General features: G+C 51.0%; 19 protein-coding genes. 10 read left to right on the forward strand and 9 right to left on the reverse strand.

The genetic code is table 11. The features are described 5' to 3' along the window. Window position 1: 1 nt before the first annotated feature. From ACJJIP_RS20235 to ACJJIP_RS20270, 8 genes are all read right to left on the reverse strand, one after another. Window positions 2–328 (reverse strand): chaperone modulator CbpM, encoded by a 327-nt coding sequence (locus ACJJIP_RS20235; protein WP_020413782.1) that lies wholly within the window; start codon window positions 326–328, stop codon window positions 2–4. After that, window positions 325–1,284, reverse strand: coding sequence for a DnaJ C-terminal domain-containing protein (locus ACJJIP_RS20240; protein WP_020413783.1), 960 nt, complete (start codon window positions 1,282–1,284; stop codon window positions 325–327). The genes ACJJIP_RS20235 and ACJJIP_RS20240 overlap by 4 nt, the downstream gene beginning before the upstream one ends. A 150-nt stretch (window positions 1,285–1,434) precedes the next feature. Then, window positions 1,435–1,803, reverse strand: coding sequence for a hypothetical protein (locus ACJJIP_RS20245; RefSeq protein WP_020413784.1), 369 nt, complete (start codon window positions 1,801–1,803; stop codon window positions 1,435–1,437). Between the two features lie 482 nt (window positions 1,804–2,285). Beyond that, window positions 2,286–2,849, reverse strand: a complete 564-nt coding sequence (locus tag ACJJIP_RS20250) for a TFIIB-type zinc ribbon-containing protein (protein WP_282951983.1) — start codon at window positions 2,847–2,849, stop codon at window positions 2,286–2,288. A 130-nt stretch (window positions 2,850–2,979) separates the two neighbouring features. Further along, on the reverse strand, window positions 2,980–4,674 hold the full coding sequence (locus tag ACJJIP_RS20255) for a flotillin family protein (protein ID WP_020413786.1): 1,695 nt from the start codon (window positions 4,672–4,674) through the stop codon (window positions 2,980–2,982). Window positions 4,675–4,689: 15 nt separating this feature from the next. Beyond that, window positions 4,690–5,343, reverse strand: a complete 654-nt coding sequence (locus tag ACJJIP_RS20260; protein ID WP_020413787.1) for a YqiJ family protein — start codon at window positions 5,341–5,343, stop codon at window positions 4,690–4,692. Next, complete coding sequence (locus tag ACJJIP_RS20265; protein WP_282951985.1) at window positions 5,343–6,071, reverse strand: PspA/IM30 family protein; 729 nt, start codon at window positions 6,069–6,071, stop codon at window positions 5,343–5,345. Before ACJJIP_RS20265 ends, ACJJIP_RS20260 begins: the two co-directional genes overlap by 1 nt. Window positions 6,072–6,172: 101 nt before the next feature. Beyond that, window positions 6,173–6,628 (reverse strand): hypothetical protein, encoded by a 456-nt coding sequence (locus tag ACJJIP_RS20270; RefSeq protein ID WP_444945880.1) that lies wholly within the window; start codon window positions 6,626–6,628, stop codon window positions 6,173–6,175. 297 nt (window positions 6,629–6,925) lie between these two features. Here ACJJIP_RS20270 and ACJJIP_RS20275 point away from each other — a divergent pair, with 297 nt between their 5' ends. The 10 genes from ACJJIP_RS20275 (at window position 6,926) to ACJJIP_RS20320 (ending at window position 21,137) form a co-directional block, all read left to right on the forward strand. Continuing rightward, entirely contained in the window at window positions 6,926–8,308 is a 1,383-nt protein-coding gene (locus tag ACJJIP_RS20275) for a nicotinate phosphoribosyltransferase (protein ID WP_020413790.1), read from the forward strand. Window positions 8,309–8,517: 209 nt separating this feature from the next. Continuing rightward, complete coding sequence (locus ACJJIP_RS20280; RefSeq protein ID WP_020413791.1) at window positions 8,518–10,149, forward strand: TldD/PmbA family protein; 1,632 nt, start codon at window positions 8,518–8,520, stop codon at window positions 10,147–10,149. Between the two features lie 35 nt (window positions 10,150–10,184). Continuing rightward, window positions 10,185–11,516, forward strand: coding sequence for a TldD/PmbA family protein (locus ACJJIP_RS20285; RefSeq protein WP_282951987.1), 1,332 nt, complete (start codon window positions 10,185–10,187; stop codon window positions 11,514–11,516). 27 nt (window positions 11,517–11,543) lie between these two features. Beyond that, window positions 11,544–13,175, forward strand: a complete 1,632-nt coding sequence (locus ACJJIP_RS20290) for a TldD/PmbA family protein (RefSeq protein ID WP_020413793.1) — start codon at window positions 11,544–11,546, stop codon at window positions 13,173–13,175. Window positions 13,176–13,389: 214 nt separating this feature from the next. After that, a complete protein-coding gene (locus ACJJIP_RS20295; RefSeq protein ID WP_444945881.1) occupies window positions 13,390–14,115 on the forward strand; it encodes a DUF4159 domain-containing protein in 726 nt (241 codons plus the stop codon). A gap of 2 nt (window positions 14,116–14,117) precedes the next feature. Then, on the forward strand, window positions 14,118–15,116 hold the full coding sequence (locus tag ACJJIP_RS20300; RefSeq protein WP_444945882.1) for an AAA family ATPase: 999 nt from the start codon (window positions 14,118–14,120) through the stop codon (window positions 15,114–15,116). 5 nt (window positions 15,117–15,121) lie between these two features. Further along, complete coding sequence (locus ACJJIP_RS20305; protein WP_444945883.1) at window positions 15,122–16,024, forward strand: DUF58 domain-containing protein; 903 nt, start codon at window positions 15,122–15,124, stop codon at window positions 16,022–16,024. 1 nt (window position 16,025) lies between these two features. After that, a complete protein-coding gene (locus tag ACJJIP_RS20310; protein WP_444945884.1) occupies window positions 16,026–17,231 on the forward strand; it encodes an N-terminal double-transmembrane domain-containing protein in 1,206 nt (401 codons plus the stop codon). Continuing rightward, window positions 17,224–19,452 (forward strand): hypothetical protein, encoded by a 2,229-nt coding sequence (locus ACJJIP_RS20315; protein ID WP_444945885.1) that lies wholly within the window; start codon window positions 17,224–17,226, stop codon window positions 19,450–19,452. The genes ACJJIP_RS20310 and ACJJIP_RS20315 overlap by 8 nt, the downstream gene beginning before the upstream one ends. Then, window positions 19,449–21,137: a hypothetical protein gene (locus ACJJIP_RS20320; protein WP_444902407.1), complete on the forward strand. Its 1,689-nt coding sequence runs from the start codon at window positions 19,449–19,451 to the stop codon at window positions 21,135–21,137. Before ACJJIP_RS20315 ends, ACJJIP_RS20320 begins: the two co-directional genes overlap by 4 nt. On the opposite strand, the gene ACJJIP_RS20325 is transcribed toward ACJJIP_RS20320, so the two are convergent. Then, window positions 21,129–21,689, reverse strand: a complete 561-nt coding sequence (locus tag ACJJIP_RS20325; RefSeq protein ID WP_020413800.1) for a lipocalin family protein — start codon at window positions 21,687–21,689, stop codon at window positions 21,129–21,131. The genes ACJJIP_RS20320 and ACJJIP_RS20325 overlap by 9 nt on opposite strands. Window positions 21,690–21,697: the final 8 nt, after the last annotated feature.

The raw sequence follows: 21,697 nt of genomic DNA on the forward strand, positions 1-21,697 counted from the left end.
ATTATTTACGCCTGTGGCGCGCCTCTAGCCGCGCCAAGTGTGCCTGTAACCTCTCAATTTCCTCTAGTAATTCGATAGCCAGAGCCGCACCGGCCAAATTGACACCTAAATCACGCTCCAGGGTATATGCCCGCCGAACTCGGCGCACGCAGATACCACTGAAGCGCCACTGTGGTTCCCGGTGGCGGGGTTCGATTACACCCTCCTCCACCAGGGCAATTATTCGCTCTGCAGGAACTCCACAAGCCCGGCACAATTCGCTCAGGCTTAGCTCACTATCTTCATCCAAGAGGATGCCGGTCACCCGCTCAAGTTTTTTGATCCTCACTCCCAACCCCCCATAGACTTACGCGGGTTATATTCAAACGCTTCGCTGAATTTATGGTAAGCATCGCGCTGTGCATCTGTAGACGCCGACGGTGTTACCGTCTGCAACACAACATACATGTCCCCCGGCTGTTTGGCGGGAATGCCGCGGCCTTTAAGGCGAAGCTTTTTGCCATTTTCACTGTTAGCTGGAATTGTCAGCTTGATCGCCCCCTCTGGTGTTGGCACCTGTACCTTAGCGCCCAATGCGATTTCCCAAGGTGCAAGAGGCAGTTCCAAGTAGACGGTCTTAGCCTCAATACGATAAAGAGGGTGGGGATTAAAGTTGATCTCCAGATACAGATCGCCCGGCTTCCCCTCACCAATACCCGGTTCACCTTGTCCTGCCAGTCTTATTTGCTGCCCCTCAGTAATACCCTTAGGAATTTTTACGTTGAGGGTACGCTCCTGCATATGCGGGCGCCCATCCGCACCCAATACCGAGTGCTTCAGAGTGATCTGGCGGGTGGCACCGCGGTAGCTATCCTCCAGGTCTATGGCAATTCGCGCATAGGTATTTTCTCCCTGGGCACTAAATTGGCGCCTCTGCCTGCCACCGTAACCCTGGCTGAATCCACCCCGGCCAAAAAGACTTTCGAAGAAGTCACTAAAAGCCTCTGGGTCAGCATTGGTATAACCACCACCATGAAACTCAAATCCCTGATCCCAATTTGGAGGCGGCCGAAAGTCCTGTCCAGACTGATAACCGGCGCCTAGCTGATCATAGGCTGCACGCTTTTCGGGGTCTTTAAGCACCTCATAGGCCTCATTTACCTCCTTGAAATGCTCTTCTGCACCCTCCTCGTTACTGACATCCGGGTGATATTTACGTGCCAGCTTTCGATAGGCACGTTTAATCTCCGCCTGATCAGCGTTTCGCTCCAGACCGAGAATCTTGTAATAGTCCTTGTATTCCATGGCTTTAATAAAAGCCGATGATGAGAGGGTTCGCCATGTAATTGAAGCGAGAAAATTGGCGTGAGTATTATCTGATTAAGCAGATGTCCACTGATAGATAGAAGCGCCGATAGAACAATCGGCGCCAAATTACTAACTTAAATTACTAACTTAATGTCCAGTTTCGTAAAACATTGAGCCTTCCAAGTATTCAATACTTCCATCAACATAATGTATATAGACTTCAGCTTGGTTAGGCGAATAAGCCCTTACTGTCACGGAACAGTATAAGCCCGAGCTGCAACCTTTCACCCAATTAATACGATCGATAGACTTGGTGATATTAGTAATTTCCCAGCTTCCCGAAGTTGAATTCCCAAAACTGAAATCGAGACCACCACAGCGGTTCGTGCCATTACCAAATACACTTCCTCCAGCTTTCACATTAAGGTTGCACACCAGATCTGCAGAAAATGCAGGGAATGCAGTAAAAGAACAAACAATTAAAGAAACCGCTAAGAATAATTTTTTAATAGTCATCTTCCTAACTCAATTATTTTTTTATATGTTAATTGTCACAGTTAAACAAATTAGCGACCTAAATTAGATTAACATCAAGATTTTAATTTTCAAAGACGCCTACAAAATCCTCTCGAAAAAAAATGAGAACAAATTATCAATTTCATACAAATATTTTTTACTATTAAAACATTGATTTAGAAAATCCAGAGACGGATGATTTAGGTGACAATGATGTTTTCCTCGATTAAATAAGGAAAACAATTCCCATTCTTAGATAGCCTATCGTCTCGTTTAGAAACGAAGAAATTCAATCACAAAAATGTAGGCAGCTTCTATATCATAATTAAAGCGATCTTATAATCGATTTTAGTGATTCTTAATGCCATCAAGAAGCGAGCCAACAACAGTCAACTTGAATAACAATTGGGTAGCAATTATTTAGCTAAAGGGGACAGGAGTGAATCTTGCCCCCAGATCAATAACACTATAAAAACTAGCAACTAGCGCTCGGCAGAATAAGGGTCTTCCGCTATCAAATAGGCAAGCATATCCGCTTTCTGTTCTTGGGAGTGCAACCACTCACGGACCTCTTTTACTTTCTCATATAGCTCTTCGCCAAATCTGCTCCGATAAACTTCAGAAAAAGTCTCTTGTGCTTTAGTATCCCTAACCTTTTTCTGCCACTCATGAGTGACTAGAGAGTTCAGAGAAGCAGCAAGCCCCTCAGCCTTCAGAAGCTCCCACTCTCCCTTATCCAGCCAAATACCACCAATTGCCGGGCTATAATCTAAACGGTGTTCACTGCCTGCAGTAATTTTTAACTTCTGCATGATCATGCCTGTTACCGGACATAAAATAGCTTTCTTGGTATCTTCTGCCACCACTTCATTCAGCACATCTAAGTTATCTGAAAAATGATTTTCGGGGGTTTTTCTTTTCCAAGTCAGATAGTCTTCAACCAGAATCCAGTTTCCCCCGCAGCTAGAGCAGGTATGTGCACGAAACAACTCCTCAATAACAACTGGTTTGAGCACACCTTTTTTACAACTGGTACAGCGTTTCATAATTTCCTTTCCCTAAGAAAATAACCCAGGTTTTTTTTTAAAGACCTGGGTTGATAAATTAGAGTTTTTATCAGTTGAATAACTTGTAAATAAAGCCTGAATAACATTTATCTACAAAATCTGAAAAATATTAAACCTCAGTCTCAACGGGGTTGCTTAAGTTACCTACACCCGCTTCTTTCAAGAGAGAATCCACTAAAGGGGCCATCGCTCGGTGCTTCAGAGCGCTACCGACTAAAGCTTCCGGCAGGCTTTGGCCTTTAGCTTCCGATTCTCCATCCAGAATTCCACTGGACGCACGACCTTCCACACCATTTAAACCTTCAACAGAAATAATTTTCATTCCCTCAATACTTTCCATCGGTTTAACACTCTCACGGATAATATTGGGCAGATTCTCATGCAGGCTCAGCACCTTCTTGAGTGCAATCTGAGCTTCATTGAGACTGTTGTATGCCTCGTTCATCAGACGCTGACCTTCAGCATCCACCGCATATTTCTCACGATCTGCTTCAACCTTAATACGAATTGCCTCTGCCTCTGCAGAAGCCTGCAGGCGAAGTGCTTCGGCTTTATCTTCTGCAGCTGACTTCTCCGCTTCGGCCATTACTTTAATACCGGTAGCCTGACGCTCAGCCACTTTCTGGGCTTCGATAATCTCGATACGTTTATCACGCTCTGCCACTTCCACGTCCTTGGCGGTGCGCACCTGCTCTTCTGCTTTTACCGCTTCAGCCAGTGCAACGTTGGCCTGCTGGTCTGCCTGGGACTGCTCTTTGGATTTTTCCGCAACAGCAATTGCCCGCTCTTGCTCCGCAATTTCTACAGATTTCTCTTTGGAGATACGCTGCTCATCAAGGATACGTTCACGTTCAATTTCCTGTTCCTTTAGGCGACGTTCCTTTTCAATCTCCAACAATTTTGTAGCCTGCTCTGCAGCAATCTGGGACTGGCTAACCTCACGCTGAGCTTCGATCTCCGCCTGACGTGCGCCTCTCTCTTGTGCAGCCAATTCACGGGCGATATCTGCTTTTTGTGCTGCTTCACGATTTTCCAACTCGCGCTGCTGCTCCAAGTGTGCGTAGCGTTTTTCTTTATCGATCTCCAGTTTCTGACGCTCTGCCTCGAGATTTTTCTTCTCGATCTGTACCATAGTCTCTTGCTCAACGTCGTTAACTTCTTTACGACGCGCTTCAATAGAACGGGTCATGCTGGCAAGGCCTTCAGCATCGAAGACATTATCCTGGTTAAAAAACTCTTTGTGAGTCTGGTCCAGGCCGGTCAAAGAAACAGACTCCAGTTCCAGTCCGTTTTTCAACAGATCCTCAGAAACCACCTGTTGTACTTTTTGTACAAACTGGCTGCGTTGTTCATGCAACTCCGCCATTTCCATTTCAGCGGCCACAGAGCGCAACGCATCGACAAACTTGCCCTCAATCATTTCCTTCAAGGCTTCGGGGTCCAAAGTACGCAGGCCTAAAGTTTGTGCCGCGTTGGCTATCGCCTCGACATCGGGCTTTACACGCAAATAGAACTCAGCGAGCACATCGACGCGCATACGGTCCTTGGTAATTAGCGCCTGATGCTCTTTGCGGGATACCGCAAGACGTAAGGTATTCATATTTACCGGAATAATTTCATGTAAAACCGGTAATACCAATGCACCGCCATTCATGATGACTTTTTGCCCGCCCATGCCGGTACGTACAAACGAACGTTCTTTAGAGGCACGGGTATAAAGCCGCGCGAAAATGGTACCGATTACAATCAGGCCAACCAGTATTGCACCGGCAATAAATACTACAATGGGTAGGTTTCCTATCACTTCTAGATTCTCCAGTTAATTACTTTCCATCAGGTGCTCGCTGGTTGGACGAGTCACACGGAAATGCACACCTAACTCCTCTACCAGTAACACCTTTTCCCCCTGGTTAAAAGTTTCACTCTCATCAGGCTCCACCATCACATAGTGCGTGGTGCCATATTCATCGTTAAAGCGTGCTTCTGCGGGTGATCCTGCCTCGGCTTTACCGACAGTAATTACCGCGACTCTGCCAATAAAGGAGTTTCTTCTCACCGCTTCAGACTCATCACCGACAGCGAAACGCCGCAGTAAATTACCAACAAAGCGCACCTGTGGCAGCGCCAGGAAAAAAACTACCAGGGCCAACAGGCCGCCCGGTAATAACAGACCCAAAGTAGACTCAACAAACACCTGGATCAGTAAACCGGTAACACCAAAGCCAACCAAGAATGCCACTAAAAGAATCAGTGCTGGTACTTCGCCAAAGCGCAACCAGCCCAAAACTTTAGTCAATCCACCTGTTGCACCACCATCCGGCCCATCGATATCAATATCCGGCAGCATGTTATCGAGTAGATCTGAAATACCAACACCAATCAATGTCATCACACCTTCAAGAAGCGCTATCATAAACATTAAAATTAGCGCACCAGTGAAGATCAGGTTTTGATCTTGCAACAAGAATATCATCAGCCCCCCGACTTAATTTTGGCTAAACGTTCTTTCACACGATTCTTTCGTGCAAACTCCTCAAGCTCTGCTAACTTGCTGGCATCTATTTCGGAATCAAATGTCGATATAGCTGTACTATCTATTGCTCGATTAAATGCATCTGTAGCTTGTTCTACCTGGGCTTTCGAATTTCTATCCCTACCATATTCATCAGCAACAACGCTACCTCTTACATTTTTATTGACCGCGATAAATTCTTGCAATTTCTCACGCATTTCCCGCTTCTTACCTTGCAGAGCAAGAATATAGGAGCCTAGCTCCTTTATTTCTATCTCATTTTCACTGATCGCTTTCTCTAAAATTGGAAGCTGCACCTCAATATCCATTTGCTTGGCAATGGCGGCTTCAGCCAAATCATCACGACCTTCATTTATAGCGATGGTAATTTGTTCAGCTAAATTTTTATGACGTGTATTTTCGTCGTTTAACGTTCTACTATTTAGATACTTAGATGCCTCTGCTTTCCCTAGCTGGCCTCGCACATCCTTAATCGCATCATCCACTTCCCGAATTGCCTGTTCCATTACTGACTCTGGCGCAGCGGCTTCAACTGAGCCCACGACTGAATTCGCAGACACAGAGATTAAGCGTGAAATGCGCTTAATTAATCCTTCTCTCAAGATCATCTTTCCTTTTACTATTTCAATTTCCAATAAAGCCAGACCAAGTCCCTCAAATTCTGACAAACTTTATTAATTACTTCCCAAAACGGGCTGCTGAATTACCGCTTTTATTTCAAGATGAATACTGCTGCTTGTTTAAGCATAAAACTCATTTGTGCGGATACTTATTCCGCAGTTTCACCTTCTAGGCATTCACGAATTCTCACGGCGGAATCACGGTGAATGCTCCGTGGATTACTCTGTTGTGACATCAGCAACATTTTTTCCAGGAAAGCCTCGACACTCGGCAACAAGTCTTTCTCCAATTCCGGTGCCATTGGCTCTATACCCGCACAAACTTTGATAATGGCGGCACCTTCTGTGAGCAACTCCATTACCGCCTCAATCAACAGACTCCGCTGGTTTTCCTCCAGATAACGAGCCTTTAATGGCAGCATGGCCTCTGCAGAGGAGAGATAGCTGCGGGAAAGACAATCCCCGCCAATAGACTCCCTCGCCATTGCAATAATTTCGCGTACTTTTTCACTTTGGGTGACCGCCCCATTGCGATCAATCGACATCAAATATGCATAATCTTCCGCCGATAGGCGTGCCGATATAGATTGTGTTTTATTGAGCATAATGATCCCTTACCTGCCATGTATACAAAAGTACACACCACTATGCACAGGGTCAATTAAAACTCATATGGCTTATTAGTACGGCAGAACCAACCGACGCAGGAAAATATTATGCTAGTAACTGTGCTATCTATAATTCAGGAGACTTTTGTAAGGAATTGTTCTTATTACCGCCAGTTGTTTTAATTTACACATCCTAACAGAGATGAATTTCCGCAAAAATATTTTTGTTTCCCACACCCAGAAACGGGCTTTTGGCGACACACCCAGTAGTTCCATCGCCAACTGACGGATGTAATGTCGATAGAAAACCTGATTCTCAATGTCGATAGCTATAAAGCCAGCCACTACCTGCAATATCCACCAGGTACGGAATTTATTAGCAGCTATATCGAGTGCCGCGGCGGGGAATTTTCTGAAACGGTATTTTTTGGTTTACAAGCTTTTATCAAGCAGTACCTACAAAGACCTATCACAATTGCCAATATCGAAGAGGCAAAAAAGCTACTAGAAACCCACGGTTTGCCCTTTAATCGCGCAGGCTGGGAACATATCGTCAGTAAACATCGAGGACTGCTGCCTTTAGAGATTTGTGCTGTAGAGGAGGGAGGCATCATTCCTTTACACAATGTCATGGCACAAATTGTTAATACCTGCCCATCCTGTTTCTGGTTGACCAGTTATCTTGAGACCGCACTAGTGCGTGCTCTCTGGTATCCCTGTACTGTCGCCACACAGAGCCGGGAAATTAAAAAACTCATTGCGCATTATTTACAGCAAACGGCCGACAGCCAAAAGAGCCTCCCCTTCCAATTACACGATTTCGGTGCGCGTGGGGCCAGTAGCTTGGAAAGTGCCATGTTGGGCGGTATGGCTCATCTGGTGAATTTTCACGGAACAGATACTCTCTCGGGAATAATAGGTGCGAGAAATTTTTACCATGCCGATATGCCCGGATTTTCTATTCCGGCGGCAGAGCATAGCACCATCACCGCGTGGGGCCGAGATGGGGAAGCATTGGCCTATCAAAACATTCTGCAGCATTTTTCCGGTAAAAATAAAACCGTTGCTGTGGTCAGTGATAGCTATGATTTATGGCACGCAGTGGAAAATATCTGGGGTGGCCAATTAAAAAACACGATTCAAAACAGTGGTGGGACCTTGGTTATCCGCCCAGACTCCGGCAACCCTGTGCAGATCGTTGTCGATTGTATAGAGCGATTGATGCATATATTTGGAGCTCACATCAACAGCAAAGGTTACCGTGTTTTGCCTGAGTATATTCGTGTTATCCAGGGAGATAGCATCTCTCGCTTCACTATTCCCAAAATACTGCAGGCAATGCAGAAGCATAAGCAAAGTGCTGAGAATGTAGCTTTCGGTATGGGAGGCGGGCTGCTGCAAAAAGTCGATAGGGATTTAATGAGCTTTGCCATGAAAGCCAGTGCTATTCGCATCAATGGTATCTGGCGGGACATCTACAAGGACCCGCGCACAGGGCCAGAGAAAAAATCCAAGCGCGGACGCCTGGCCCTGATTCAATGCGAAAATGGCGACTTCAGAACCATTCGTCTGGAGGATGTAAATCATTACAAGAATTTACTGAGACCAGTGTTTCGTAATGGTAAACTGCTTACAGAAACGACTTTTTCTGAGGTACGCCAACGCGCAGCCATCTAGCAACTTGATTCATCCGCCTCCTCTTTCCGTAACCATTTGCCCCTAGCAAACCTCATTTCACCGAACCAACACTTTACAAAAGCAATCATGGCCTGTTACCTGTATAGGTTTGTTGTCTGGACAAGGCGCCCGGCCGGGCCTCTTGTATGTATCGGGCACAATAACAATAAGCACACCCCCAAACCCTATTGGGGGGATAAAGGTAGCCAATGGAAAGAAGAAAATTCCTCAAGATCGCCGGCGTCGGCTCCAGTGGTATTTTATTACCACTACAGGGCATTCAGGTCAGCGCCGAGCAACTGCTCAATGAGGGCATGCACAGCTCGCACAAACGACACTTGGCAGATGTCGCGCTGAATACGGCGCGCAAAGCCGGAGCCAGTTATACCGATGTGCGCATCGGTCGCTATCTCAATCAGTACGTTATGACCCGCGAAACCAACGTGGAGAATATCGTCAATACGGAATCCCTCGGCGCCGGTATCCGCGTAATCGCCAATGGCACCTGGGGTTTCGCCGCCACCAACGATCTGACTGCCGATGGCGTTGCCCGCGCCGCACGCCAGGCGGTTGCGGTTGCCAAGGCCAACGCGAAATACCAGACCGAGCCAGTGCGCTTGGCACCGGTTAAAGGCGCAGGCGCGGTTTCCTGGCAGACACCGATCAAACAGAATGCCCTGCAGGTGCCCATCAGTGAGAAAGTCGATTTCCTGATGGATGTTAATAACGGTGCACTCAAAGCCGGAGCCAGCTATATCCGCTCTTCCTTGTATTTAGTCAATGAGCAGAAATACTTTGCTTCCAGCGACGGCTCCTACATCGACCAGGATATCCACCGCCTGTGGGCGCCCATGCAGGTGACCGCTGTAGATAAAAAGAGTGGTGCTTTCAAAACGCGCAATGGCCTCAGCGATCCAGTGGGAAGAGGTTATGAATACCTGGCTGGCCACGATAAAGACAAGATTCGCGGACAGACCACGCTCTACAAAGCCTCCTACGATATGGCCGAGGATGCGGTGCTCGCGGCAGAGCAGGCCAAGGCCAAGCTTTCGGCTAAATCCATCGATCCGGGCAAGTACGACTTGGTACTGGAACCCTCGCACCTATGCCTGACCATCCACGAATCTGTAGGCCACCCATTAGAGCTGGACCGCGTGCTGGGTTACGAGGCCAACTATGCGGGAACCTCCTTCGCCACCCTGGATAAGTGGCGCAGCGGCAAGTTCCAGTACGGCAGCGACAAAGTCACCCTGTTTGCCGACAAGGTACAACCGGGCTCCCTCGGTGCCGTCGCTTATGACGACGAAGGGGTTAAAACCAAGCGTTGGGACCTGGTAAAAGACGGCATCCTGGTGAACTACCAGGCTACCCGCGATCAGGTACATATGATCGACCAAAAGGAATCCCACGGCTGCAGCTATGGCGATAGCTGGTCCAGCGTGCAATTCCAGCGCATGCCCAATGTCTCTCTGGCTCCGAGCGAGAAGAAGTACTCAGCCAAAGACATGATCCGCGATGTGGAAAAAGGCATTTACATCGTCGGGCGCGGCTCCTACTCCATTGATCAGCAGCGCTACAACTTCCAGTTCGGCGGACAGCTGTTCTACGAGATCAAAAACGGGGAGATCGTCGGCCAGGTTGAGGACGTCGCCTACCAGTCCAACACCCAGGAATTTTGGAATTCCTGCTCGGCGATATGCGACAGCAGTGATTACCGCCTGGGCGGAACCTTCTTCGATGGCAAAGGCCAGCCCAGCCAGGTGAGCGCCGTATCCCACGGCTGCTCCACCACCCGTTTTGACAAAATTAATGTAATCAATACCAAGCGCAAGATTTCCTGAAGGGCGCACAAGAATAAGTAATTGGAGAAAAGGCAATGGCAATTCTGAGTAGAAGTGAAGCGAAGCGTATTCTCGACAAGGTTTTAAAATACAGCCGCGCCGATGAAGCCAGCGCGCAACTGGCCGGCAGCGAGACCGGCAATATTCGCTACGCGCGCAACAGTGTTTCCACCAGTGGCATCGTCAACGATATCGAGCTGGCTGTAGAGGCCCGTTTCGGCAAGAAATCCGGTGTGGCCACCATCAATGAATTCAGCGATGCCTCCCTGGAAAAAGTGATGCGTCGCGCCGAAGAGCTGGCCAAGCTGTCTCCGGAAAACCCGGAAGCCATGCCGATGCTGGGACCGCAGAAATATGTCAGCGTAGACGGCTTCGCCAAGTCCACCGCAGATATCACTCCAGACCAGCGCGCCAAGGCTGCGGCAGATTCCATTATTGCAGCCAAGGAAAAGAAAGTGGTTGCCGCAGGTTACCTGGAAGACCAGCGCTCTTTTGCGGCAGTCGCCACCAGCAAAGGCCTGTTCGGTTACCACGCTTCTACCTCTGCCAACTTCACCGTAACCATGCGCACCGAGAATGGCCTGGGTTCCGGTTGGGCTGAAAGTGACGTTACCGATTTCGGCGCGATGAATACTGGCAGCACTTCCTCTGTGGCCATCGACAAGGCGGTCCTGTCCCAGGAAGCCCGCGCCCTGGAACCGGGCAAGTACACCGTGATCCTGGAGCCCAATGCGGTGTCCGGCCTGGTGGGTTACATGATGAGCGGCTTCGATGCGCGCAGTGCCGACGAAGGCCGCAGCTTTATGAGCAAGAAGGGCGGCGGCAACCGTACCGGCGAGAAGATGTTCGACAAGCGCGTAAATTTCTACTCCGACCCCACCAGTCTCGATGTGCCAGCTCAACCCTGGACCGACGATGACTTTATGCAGCTTGGACGCATCGAGTGGGTGAAAAATGGCGTGGTAAAAAACCTGGCGCGCAGTCGCTACTGGGCCGAGCAAAGCAAAGGCGAAGTGGTCCCCGAGCCCAACAACCTGATTATGGTGGGCGGCGATAAATCCACCGAAGAACTGATCAAAAATACCCGCCGCGGCATTTTGGTATCCCGCACCTGGTATATCCGTATGGTCGATCCGCAGTCCATGTTGCTCACCGGCCTCACTCGTGACGGCACCTTCTATATCGAAAACGGCAAGATCAAATACCCGGTGAAGAACTTCCGCTTCAACGAGAGCCCGGTAATCATGCTCAACAATATCGAGGATATGGGCGTACCCCAGCGAGTGGGGATGTGGGGCATATCAGCCATGATTCCCGCACTGAAAGTACGCGATTTTACTTTCAGCAGCCTTTCCGACGCCGTTTAACCGCCAGCACCCATCGAGGATAACGAAATGGATAGAAGAAAATTTCTCCAGCTCAGCGGTGCCGGCCTGGGTGTTTCCATGTTGCCGCTGTCCGGCAATCTGGTGGCCGAGAGCAAACTGACCCAAAGCGGTATTGATCTCTCGGTAAAAAAAGAATTTGCCGATGTAGCTCTGAATACCGCCACTAAACTCGGCGCCACTTATGCCGATGTGCGTATTGGTCGCTACCTGAATCAATACGTGATCACCCGCGAGATGAAAGTGCAGGACGTGGTGAACACCGAATCTATCGGCATGGGGATTCGGGTTATTGCCAACGGCACCTGGGGCTTTGCTGCCACCAATGACCTGACAGCCGATGGCGTCGCTCGCGCCACCCGCCAGGCAGTAGCCACGGCCAAGGCCAACTCCAAATACCAGCAGGAGCCAGTACAGCTGGCTCCGGTAAAAGGCCACGGCGAGGTGAGCTGGCAGACACCCATCCAGAAAAACGCTATGCAGATCCCCCTGGCCGACAAGGTGGATCTGTTGATGGACGTGAACAAGTCCGCTATGGATGCCGGCGCCAGCTATATCAACTCCATGCTGTACCTGGTAAACGAGCAAAAGTATTTTGCCTCTACCGACGGCTCCTATATCGACCAGGATGTTCACCGTTTGTGGGCACCCTTCTCGGTCACCGCAGTGGATAAGAAAACCGGCGGCTTCCGTACCCGCCAGGGCCTTAGCCAGCCGGTAGGACGCGGTTTTGAATATCTGGATGGCCGCGCCGAAGACAAGATCCAAGCGCAGACAGTGCTCTACCGCGATTCCTACGATATGGCCGAAGACGCACGCCTGGCGGCGCAACAAGCCAAGGAAAAGCTCACGGCTAAATCGGTCAAACCGGGCAAGTACGACCTGGTGTTGGACCCAAGCCACCTGTGGCTCACCATCCATGAATCTGTCGGCCATCCATTGGAGCTGGACCGCGTACTCGGCTACGAGGCCAATTTTGCCGGTACCTCTTTCGCCACTATCGATAAATGGCGCAGCGGCAAATTCCAATACGGCAGTGACAAGGTCAATCTGTTTGCCGATAAGGTACAGCCCGGCTCTCTCGGTGCCGTCGGCTACGATGATGAAGGCGTGAAGACCCGCAACTGGGATCTGGTAAAAGACGGTGTGCTGGTGAACTACCAGGCCACCCGCGATCAGGTACATATGCTGGGGCAAAAGAAATCCCACGGCTGCTGCTACGCAGATAGTTGGTCCAGCGTGCAATTCCAGCGCATGTCCAATGTTTCGCTGTTGCCTGGCAAGGAGGAGCTGAGCGTCGACGATATGATCAAGGATGTGGAGAAAGGCATTTATATTGTGGGTGCCGGTTCCTTCTCCATCGATCAGCAGCGCTACAACTTCCAGTTTGGTGGACAGCTGTTCTACGAGATTGAAGACGGCAAGATTACCGGCATGGTGGAGGACGTCGCTTACCAGTCCAACACCCAGGAATTCTGGAATGCCTGTTCGCAGGTCTGCGACAAAGATGATTACCGCCTGGGTGGTTCCTTCTTTGACGGTAAGGGACAGCCGATGCAAACCAGTGCGGTATCCCACGGTAGTTCCACTGCACGCTTCGACGGTATCAATGTGATTAACACCAAGCGCAAGCTGGGCTAGCCATTGAGCCAGGCGGGAGCTGGCCAGCAAACCAGTCAGCTCCCAGCATTGAAAATAAATGGGTAGAAGGAAAGAAAGTGCTCCGTTTGAGGCCGTATGAGGCATGGATGCCGATTACGAGCGTACAGGGATGTATTTACAGCGTGTCTCGAATGGAGCACCTTTTTTCCTTTGCTCTCAACAATAAAAACCAACGCAGTAACAGAGTTATCCCGTGTCCCTCACCCGCAAGGCTTTTCTCCAGCGCCTGATCCTGGGTAGCTGCGCCGCAGCGCTGCCGCTGGGCACACGCGCACAAAATACAGCACCGGGTAGTGCGCAGGAGCACTACGATTTCTATTTCACCCGCTTGATGTACGAGTCCGGTGACTGGGATGTGGACCAGCGCATGCCTTCCAACCTGCTCAATTCACTGATGGAATACACCAATCTCAGGGTTGATCCCAAAGAGCACATAGTGCCGCTGGCCGATAAGAAAATGCTGCTGGCGCCTTTCTGCTACCTGGCCGGACACAAGCTGGTGCAGTTCACCACGGAAGAGGCAAAGAATTTTCGCGATTACGTCAATCGCGGTGGCTTTGTATTTGTCGACGACTGCAACCACGATATCGACGGTCTCTTTGCCAAATCTTTCGAAGCGCAAATGGCCGAGCTGTTTGGCGAAGACTGCCTGCAAAAGCTCCCGGACGATCACGACCTCTACCGCTGTTTCTTTCAATTCGATGAATTGCCGGTAACCAGCTTTGAATTAAATGGCTGGGGTGATGATCTGGTACACGACTACCTGAAAGCCATTGTTGTAAACGGCCGTATCGCCGTGCTCTACAGCAACAAAGATTTCGGCTGCGAATGGGACTACGACTACCGCAACAAACGCTGGCTCGCCATCGATAACACAAAATTTGCGGTGAACATTGTTATTTACGCACTGACGAGCTGATTATGCTAACCACCCTGGAAAATAGTATCGAACAACAACTGCACAGCCTCGACAATCTGCAACAGGAGATTGCGCGGGTGATTGTCGGCCAGAAACCCGTAGTGGAGCAGATGTTGATCTGCCTATTGGCCGGGGGCCACGCCCTACTCGAAGGGGTGCCGGGGCTGGGTAAGACCCTGCTGGTAAAAACCCTCGCCGATGCCAGTGCGCTGGATTTTAAGCGGGTACAGTTCACCCCGGATTTAATGCCCGGAGATATTCTCGGCAGTGAGATCCTCGAAGAGGATCACAGCACCGGCAAGCGCTTTTTTAAATTCCAGCAGGGCCCGGTTTTCACCAATATCCTGCTCGCCGATGAAATTAACCGCACGCCGCCGAAAACCCAGGCAGCCCTATTGGAGTCCATGCAGGAAGGCTCGGTAACGGTGGGCGGTAAAACACTCAAATTGCCCGATCCCTATTTCGTACTGGCCACACAAAATCCCATCGAGCAGGCTGGTACCTATCCACTGCCGGAAGCTCAGCTGGACCGCTTTCTGTTAAATATTCATATCGACTATCCCGATGAGCGGGATGAAGTTGAAATCCTGCGCTCCACCACTGGTGCCAGCAGGGTCAAACCCAGCCCCAGCCTGGATGCGGAGCAACTGAGGGAAATGCAGAAACTGGTGCGGGAAATTCATGTAAGCGACGACCTGTACCGCTACGTGGCGGCACTAGTGCGCGCTACCCGTATGGAAACCAGCGGCAGCGATACCCTGCAACAGTGGATCAAGTGGGGCGCCGGCCCCCGCGCGGGGCAGGCTCTGATTCTCGCCGCCAAGGCGCGGGCCCTTTTGCAACGACGGCTCGCCGTCACCCGCGAGGATATCCGCAGCCTGTTACTGCCGGTACTGCGCCACCGGGTGCTGCTCAGCTTCCAGGCCCAGGCCGATGGCGTGCAGATGCCACAGCTGATTGAAGAACTACTGGCAGCGGTGCCGGAACCGGGCCGGGACTGATCAGCGTGGAATACCTGTCCCCCAAAACCCTGGCCAGTTGTCGCGACCTGGTGTGGCTGTCGCGACATATTGCCGAGGGCGTGATGCTCGGTGTGCAACACAGCCAGCGCCGTGGCACCGGCCTGGAATTTCACCAATATCGAGGCTATCAAGCGGGCGATTCCATCCGCCATATCGACTGGAAACTGTTCGCCCGCAGCGATCGCTACTATGTGCGCGAGACCGAGCAGGAGAGCCGCATGCACGTGTGCTTTGTGCTCGATACCAGCGCCTCCCTGGGCCAGGCAAGCTTTGTCGAGCCCAGCCTGAATAAACTGCATTACGCCAAGTACTGGATTGCCAGCCTGTGCTGGCTGCTCAACGCCCAAGGAGACAGCTTTTCCCTACTGGCGTTTAACAACCGACAGACCGTTTATGTGCCCGAAGGTCAGGGCGAAAGCCACCAGCGCCAAATCGCTCTTCAGCTGCAACAACTCGACGCCAGCGACCACTGGCCAAATCACGCTCAATTGGCGCCGCTTTGGCAATACTTTGAACGCCCTTGTCAGGTGGTGTTGCTGAGTGATTTTTTTGAACAGGGTAATGAGATCGGCGATTTTGCCGCACGCCTGCATGCCGCCGGCCGCCCCTGCCTGCCACTGCAGTTGTTAGTTGAAGCCGAGCAGACTTTTCCTTTTTTCGGAGAGCTAAAGCTGCTCAATCCAGAAGTAAGCGCCAGCACTCCCGCAACTTTAGAAGTGGATGCCGAGCGGCAACGCCAGTCTTACCTGGATGCTTTTGCTCATGCACAGCGCGAGTTAAAAGCACGCTTTGCCGCACAGGAGTGTTCACTACAGACCGACCTTATCGAGCAGCCTGTGGAAAAGTCACTGCGGCAATTTATTCAGCTGCACGGCAGGTTGTGCTGAGATGTTGTGGATAAATCACTTATTTCAATCCCCACAGTGGCTATGGCTATTCACAGCCCTAATTATCCCTATCGCCATTCATTTGCTGCGCCGAAGTAATCCACAACAGGTCTCCTTTGCTGCGCTGCAATGGGTACAAAGATATTCACAGAGTCGCGCGCGCCGCCCTATTGTGGATAACAAGTGGTTGCTGCTATTGCGCCTGCTAATCGTCGCCCTGCTGGCAAGTTTATTGGCACAGCCGCTGATTAAACGGGAAATTTATCCCCAAGAGGGCGTGATACTGGTAGACCCCAGAATTGGGGCGGGCGAAGCGAATACATTTATCCACAATTCACTGCCGCAGCTTATGGGGGAAGGTAATAAAGTACTGTGGTTATCCCCAGAAACGCCTTCCGTAACCTCACCCCCACCACAAAATGTGGACCTGTGGAAAACTCTATCAGCACTATCACGCCGGGCTGATTTGCGCAGGGCTCATATCCTGTTGATAAACAATGGGGTTCCAGCATCCCACCAGGCACTAAGAGTCAGTCCCCATTGGCAGTGGCACGGCCTCTACAAAGCATCCACAGCTCCGAGCCAGGCATTACCGAGTATCGCTTTAATGGGCAATGCGCTCAGCTGGTGGGCGCCAGTGCTGGAAGACTGGCACAACAATATGCCAGGACTATCGGTGCAAACTCTGGAACGAGAAGATACGCCCAGCGTGGAGCAGACAGATTGGCTGATCTACACAGGCCTCGCTCCCCTGCCACAAGCCGTGCTGGAATTTGTTACAGATGGGGGCCTGTTAATCACCGACAACAGTATCCCCCCTGCCGATAATCTCAACTTCGTTGCTGTGGATAACAGCCAGTCAGCTCAGGCGGCCTCAGTGGGACGGGGAAGTTGGCTGCGCTACGAAAGTGACTGGTATAGCGAGGCCTTTTATCGCCGCGCGGATTTACCTGAACGCTTATGGCAGCAGTGGTCTGGGCAAGACTGGGCTCTGCAACACCAAAATCGTGGCCACTGGTCTGCCAATAAAGTAGTGGCAGGCCTTCCTGTAGAAGACAGCGAGGTGGAAAACCGTCGTATTGAACAACTGCAACCCTGGTTAATTATCGCCCTACTGTTACTTCTGGCCTTTGAACGCCTAATTGCCCTATCGCGACCTGCAGCCATTATGGCAACTGTTAGTAATGGGGAGGCTGACCATGGATAAGCGTCAGTTAACCCTTAACGCTGTGCGCAGGCGCTGGCAACTGACAGCCCTGCGGCCCTATCTCTGGCTTGCCACTGGCCTCAGCCTTCTGGCTAGCTTGGGCATTTTTGTATTCGGCTGGCCACAGTGGCTATTGCTCGCCTGGCTCGGAATTATTGTTGTAGCCATTCTATTGGATCGCAGCTGGCGCCCAAGCCCTGAAAACCTATGTCGACAGTTGGATGGACAATATCCACAGCTGCAAGACAGCAGCCAGTTGCTTAGCCAACAGAAAACCAACCTAAGTCCATTGCAGCAATTACAGCGCGCGCGTATCGAAACAGCGCTGCAACAACTGCTGGAAAGTGGCGACCGGTCGCCTTTCGGTCCAAAAAAACTCCGCAGTGCCCTGACAAATGCTTTTGGTGCCTGCCTGGGACTATTGTTATTTGTACTGAGCGATTCTCACTTCACCGGGGATAAAACTGAGACCACGCAACAAAATACAGTTATTCCCGTTGCCGAAAAGCTTGCCATAATGCGCGCGGCAACCCATATCCAGCCGCCCGCCTACACTGGGCTCACAGCCGAAAGCCAATCCCTACAAATCGATGTGCCGGAGCAGTCCAAGGTCGAGTGGCAACTCGAATTGAATCAGCCGGTGCAAGGGCTGGAAATGTTGGCCGAAACTGAGCGCTTCGCCTTTTCTCCGCTAGGTAATCTACCCAGTAAAAAATGGCAATTACAACGCACTATCGCTAAGGCAGACTTTTACCAGCTTTCAGTGCAATTCGCGGAGAGCCAAATACTTTTGCCGGAAATCCATAATATTCGGGTGCATAAAGACAGTGCCCCGGAGTTTACCTTTGAGGCACCCAGCCTGCGCGTCGATACCATTCAAGGGAGCACCCAAGGTATTCCCGTGAAAGTAATAATTAGTGATGATTACCAGGTGAGTTCTGCAGATTTATTGGTCACCCTCGCCAGCGGCACCGGGGAAAATTTACGCTTTCGCGAAGAGCGTATTCCACTCACCAGTTTGCAATCCACTGCTTTATCAACAAGCCCCTCGGAAGATAAGAAAGCAGCTCGCTACGATTTCACCCTGCCCATCCACCAGTTTTCCATGGAAGCGGGAGATGAACTCTACTGGTATCTGGAAGCCAGGGATAACCGCGAGCCCAGCGCCAACGTTGCCAAGAGCCAACACTTTATCTTGCGTTGGCCGCAAGAAGAGATTTTCGGGCTGAGCGACAGCGAGGGTATGGCGATTAAAATATTGCCGGAGTACTTCCGCAGCCAACGCCAGCTGATTATTGATACCGAGGCCCTGCTATCCGAGCGAGAACAGCTGCATCCGGAGGCATTTCGCAAACGCTCCGAGGGTTTAGCCTATGAACAGAATTTGCTGCGCATGCGCTACGGCCGCTTTCTCGGCGAAGAGGATTCGGAAGCGGAGCATTCTGGCGCAGAGACCGAGGAGCACGATGATGAAGAGGAGTCCGAACACGGCCATAGCCACGATCATACAGAACAAGGTGAGCACCAGGCACATGGCGAAGAAAATGCGACTCCCTTCGTACAGCGGGATTCCCACTTCCAACAGGCAGCACGCATAGTCGCTTCCGCCGGGCATCAGCATGACAGCTCTGAACATGCCACCCTGTTCGACCCCCAGACCAAGGAGCTACTGCGCAACGCGCTAAATGCCATGTGGAGTTCCTGGCGCGACCTGTCGGTTATAGAGCCCCAGGCCTCCCTGCCCCATCAGCACCGAGCTCTGCGCTTTATCAAGGAAGTACAGCAGGCTTCGCGTATTTACTTACAGAGAGTCGGGTTCGAGGCGCCCCCCATAGACGAAAGCCGCCGGCTTAGCGGTGAACGGGAAGACGTAGCGCCAGAAACTGTCGACAGTGCATTTGAACAAAAACAAAGAGCACAGGTGCTCGCCCTAATGGCCCAGGTAGATGCTGGCGCCGAACTCGATACCGATCTGCTGGTGCAGATAAATGAGCTAGCCACAGAGCAATCACTGGATCTCGGCCTGGAGCTATCCAAACAGCTGCGTTTATACCAGCAGCGCCACCAGCAACCGAATTGCATTGATTGCACAAACTCCCTGAATCAGCTGCTCTATCAGCTACTGCCAGCACCGGAATCTGCGCCTTCACTGCCTTTGCAAACAGAGGCCGACGGCCATTTCAGCCGTTGGCTACACCAGCAAGGGGGGAAATCATTGTGATTGATTTCTTGATACCCGGCCTGTGCCTGTTGGCCTGTTTAGCATCACTCGTACTGTTGCGCCGAGGCGCCAAACCGTTCGACTATGGCCTGCAACTGGCGATTTGGTTAAGTGCCTGGATGCTCTGGCAGCCACCGGCAATCATTCCCGCCGAGCGCAATATCTCTATCGACAGCAAAGCGCTGGCGAGTTCACATCCAATAAATCTCAATGGTGTGGAAAATATCTCCCTCAATGGGGAGCCACTCGGCCGCGACAAACTGCGGGACCTGGCACCAGTGCGCCTGGAGCTATCGAATATCCAGGAATCTGATAGCAGCTGGGAATTCGACTGGCAGCGGCGAATTACCCTGGGTGATTCTTTAAAGTTAAAGGTTCACAACAACCAGCCACTGACTGAAAACCGACAAATTAGTCTGCTCAATCCCTACGGCCATATTGAAGACAGTCTTGAGCTGAAAGTGGGAGAAGCAATTCAGGCACAACTCACTGCCACTCCAAAACTCGCGGGCCCCCAGCTATACCGAGTACGGACGGAAAGCGAAACCGGCGAAATCCATACAGATCCTTTACCCATCCTGGTGCGAGAACCGCTCCAGCCCAAATTGTTACTGTGGCTGGCACGCCCCTCTTTTGAGACAGCCGCCCTCTCCCGCTGGCTGCGTCAATCCGGTGTAGCAGCACAAGTGATGACCCAGTTGGCACCTGAAATTAGTAGAAAAGAGACTCTCAATGGGCTTCCACTTACCGAGTCTGCGGATCTACTCACAAAGGAAAGTCCCTTCGATTTAGTCATTCTCGATAGCAGTTTGTGGCCGCAACTCTCCTCTCAACAAAAACATCAGCTCAGCGAGCTGGCCACCACAAAGTCACTGTTATGGTTAGTCAGTGGCGATAGCTCTGAAGAGTTTCTCCAATACGCTGCAGCCCAATCCATGCCTCTGCAAAAGGGAGAAGATACCCGTTTACACTCCGGCTTTGGCTACCAAAAAGCGGCCAATGCGGAGATTCCCCCACTGCGCAATTCTGGCTTTATAGCCGTGCAGCCCAGCTCCAGTGACTTCTTACTGGATAATGAAGAAACTCCCCTTTTCTGGGGACGTTCAACCCAGACGCAGCACTTGGGTTTTATTCTATTTAGCGACAGCCACCGCTGGCTAACCAGTGGGTTTGCTACTGAATTCGCCAGCCTGTGGAAGTCCATTATTGATTACCAACTCAAGCATTTGGGTAGTCAGCCGCCAGTAACCCTCTCCAATAAGTTACCGCGGACTCAGGAACGCACCACCCTATGCAGCCCACTTTTTTCTAATCAGAGACCAATATTATTAAGCTCCCAAGAAAACTCCCTACCCATCAGTGGTGTCGCCGTAAGTAGTAATTCCCAGGGCCAGTGCTACAGCTTCTGGCCACAGGGTTCTGGCTGGCATCAGCTTAAGACTGATATGGATGGGGAGCCGGTATTAAACTTCTATATCTTTGCCAAACAGGACTGGCCCAAGTGGCAACGGTCCCTAAATGCCAGGGAGGCCCGACAAATGGCCGCCGCACGCTTGGGGCCAGTTGATAATCGTCACTCAGGCAAAATGCCTATTGAGCGCCAATGGCCGGCTTTGATTTTGCTGTTATTGGTCTGCACAAGCTGGTGGAGGGAGCGCAGAATCTTAAACAGGCCCTTATCTTGAAGACTGCGCGGAGGGTTTATTACCCGGCTGCGCCTCCTGCTTGGGGAATATCAGCTGATCGACGGGATAACCCATCGCCTTGGCTTTCTGTATAAATTGCTCCAGTACATCCTTTGGCATAGTTGGGGTGCGGGACAATATCCACAAATAGGATTTGTCATATCCGGACACCATCGCATATTTATAATCATCTGCCAGGGCAATTACGATATAGGAAGAGTAAAAGGGACCAAGGAAAGATACTTTCAAGTGGCCTACATCCTTGGAACCGACAAACTCAGCCCGCCCCTCCGCTAATTGCCAGGCATCACGTGCTTTTGAGTAACCCGTATTGATGACCGCGACGGAACCATCAGGATTGAGGCTGTAGTCCGCAGTTACCAGGGTCAACCCGCGCTCGAAAGAGTGATCCAAACGGGCTATTTCATACCAGTGGCCTAAATAGCGCTGCAGCTGGAAATTCTGTACTGGCTCAACCCCCTCCGGTACCCGCGTGCAGGCACCTAACCACAGGAAGGAAAACAGTAGTACTCCCAGGGAAAACTGCTTCATCTAGCCAC

The sequence above is a fragment of the Microbulbifer variabilis genome (genome assembly GCF_052467165.1).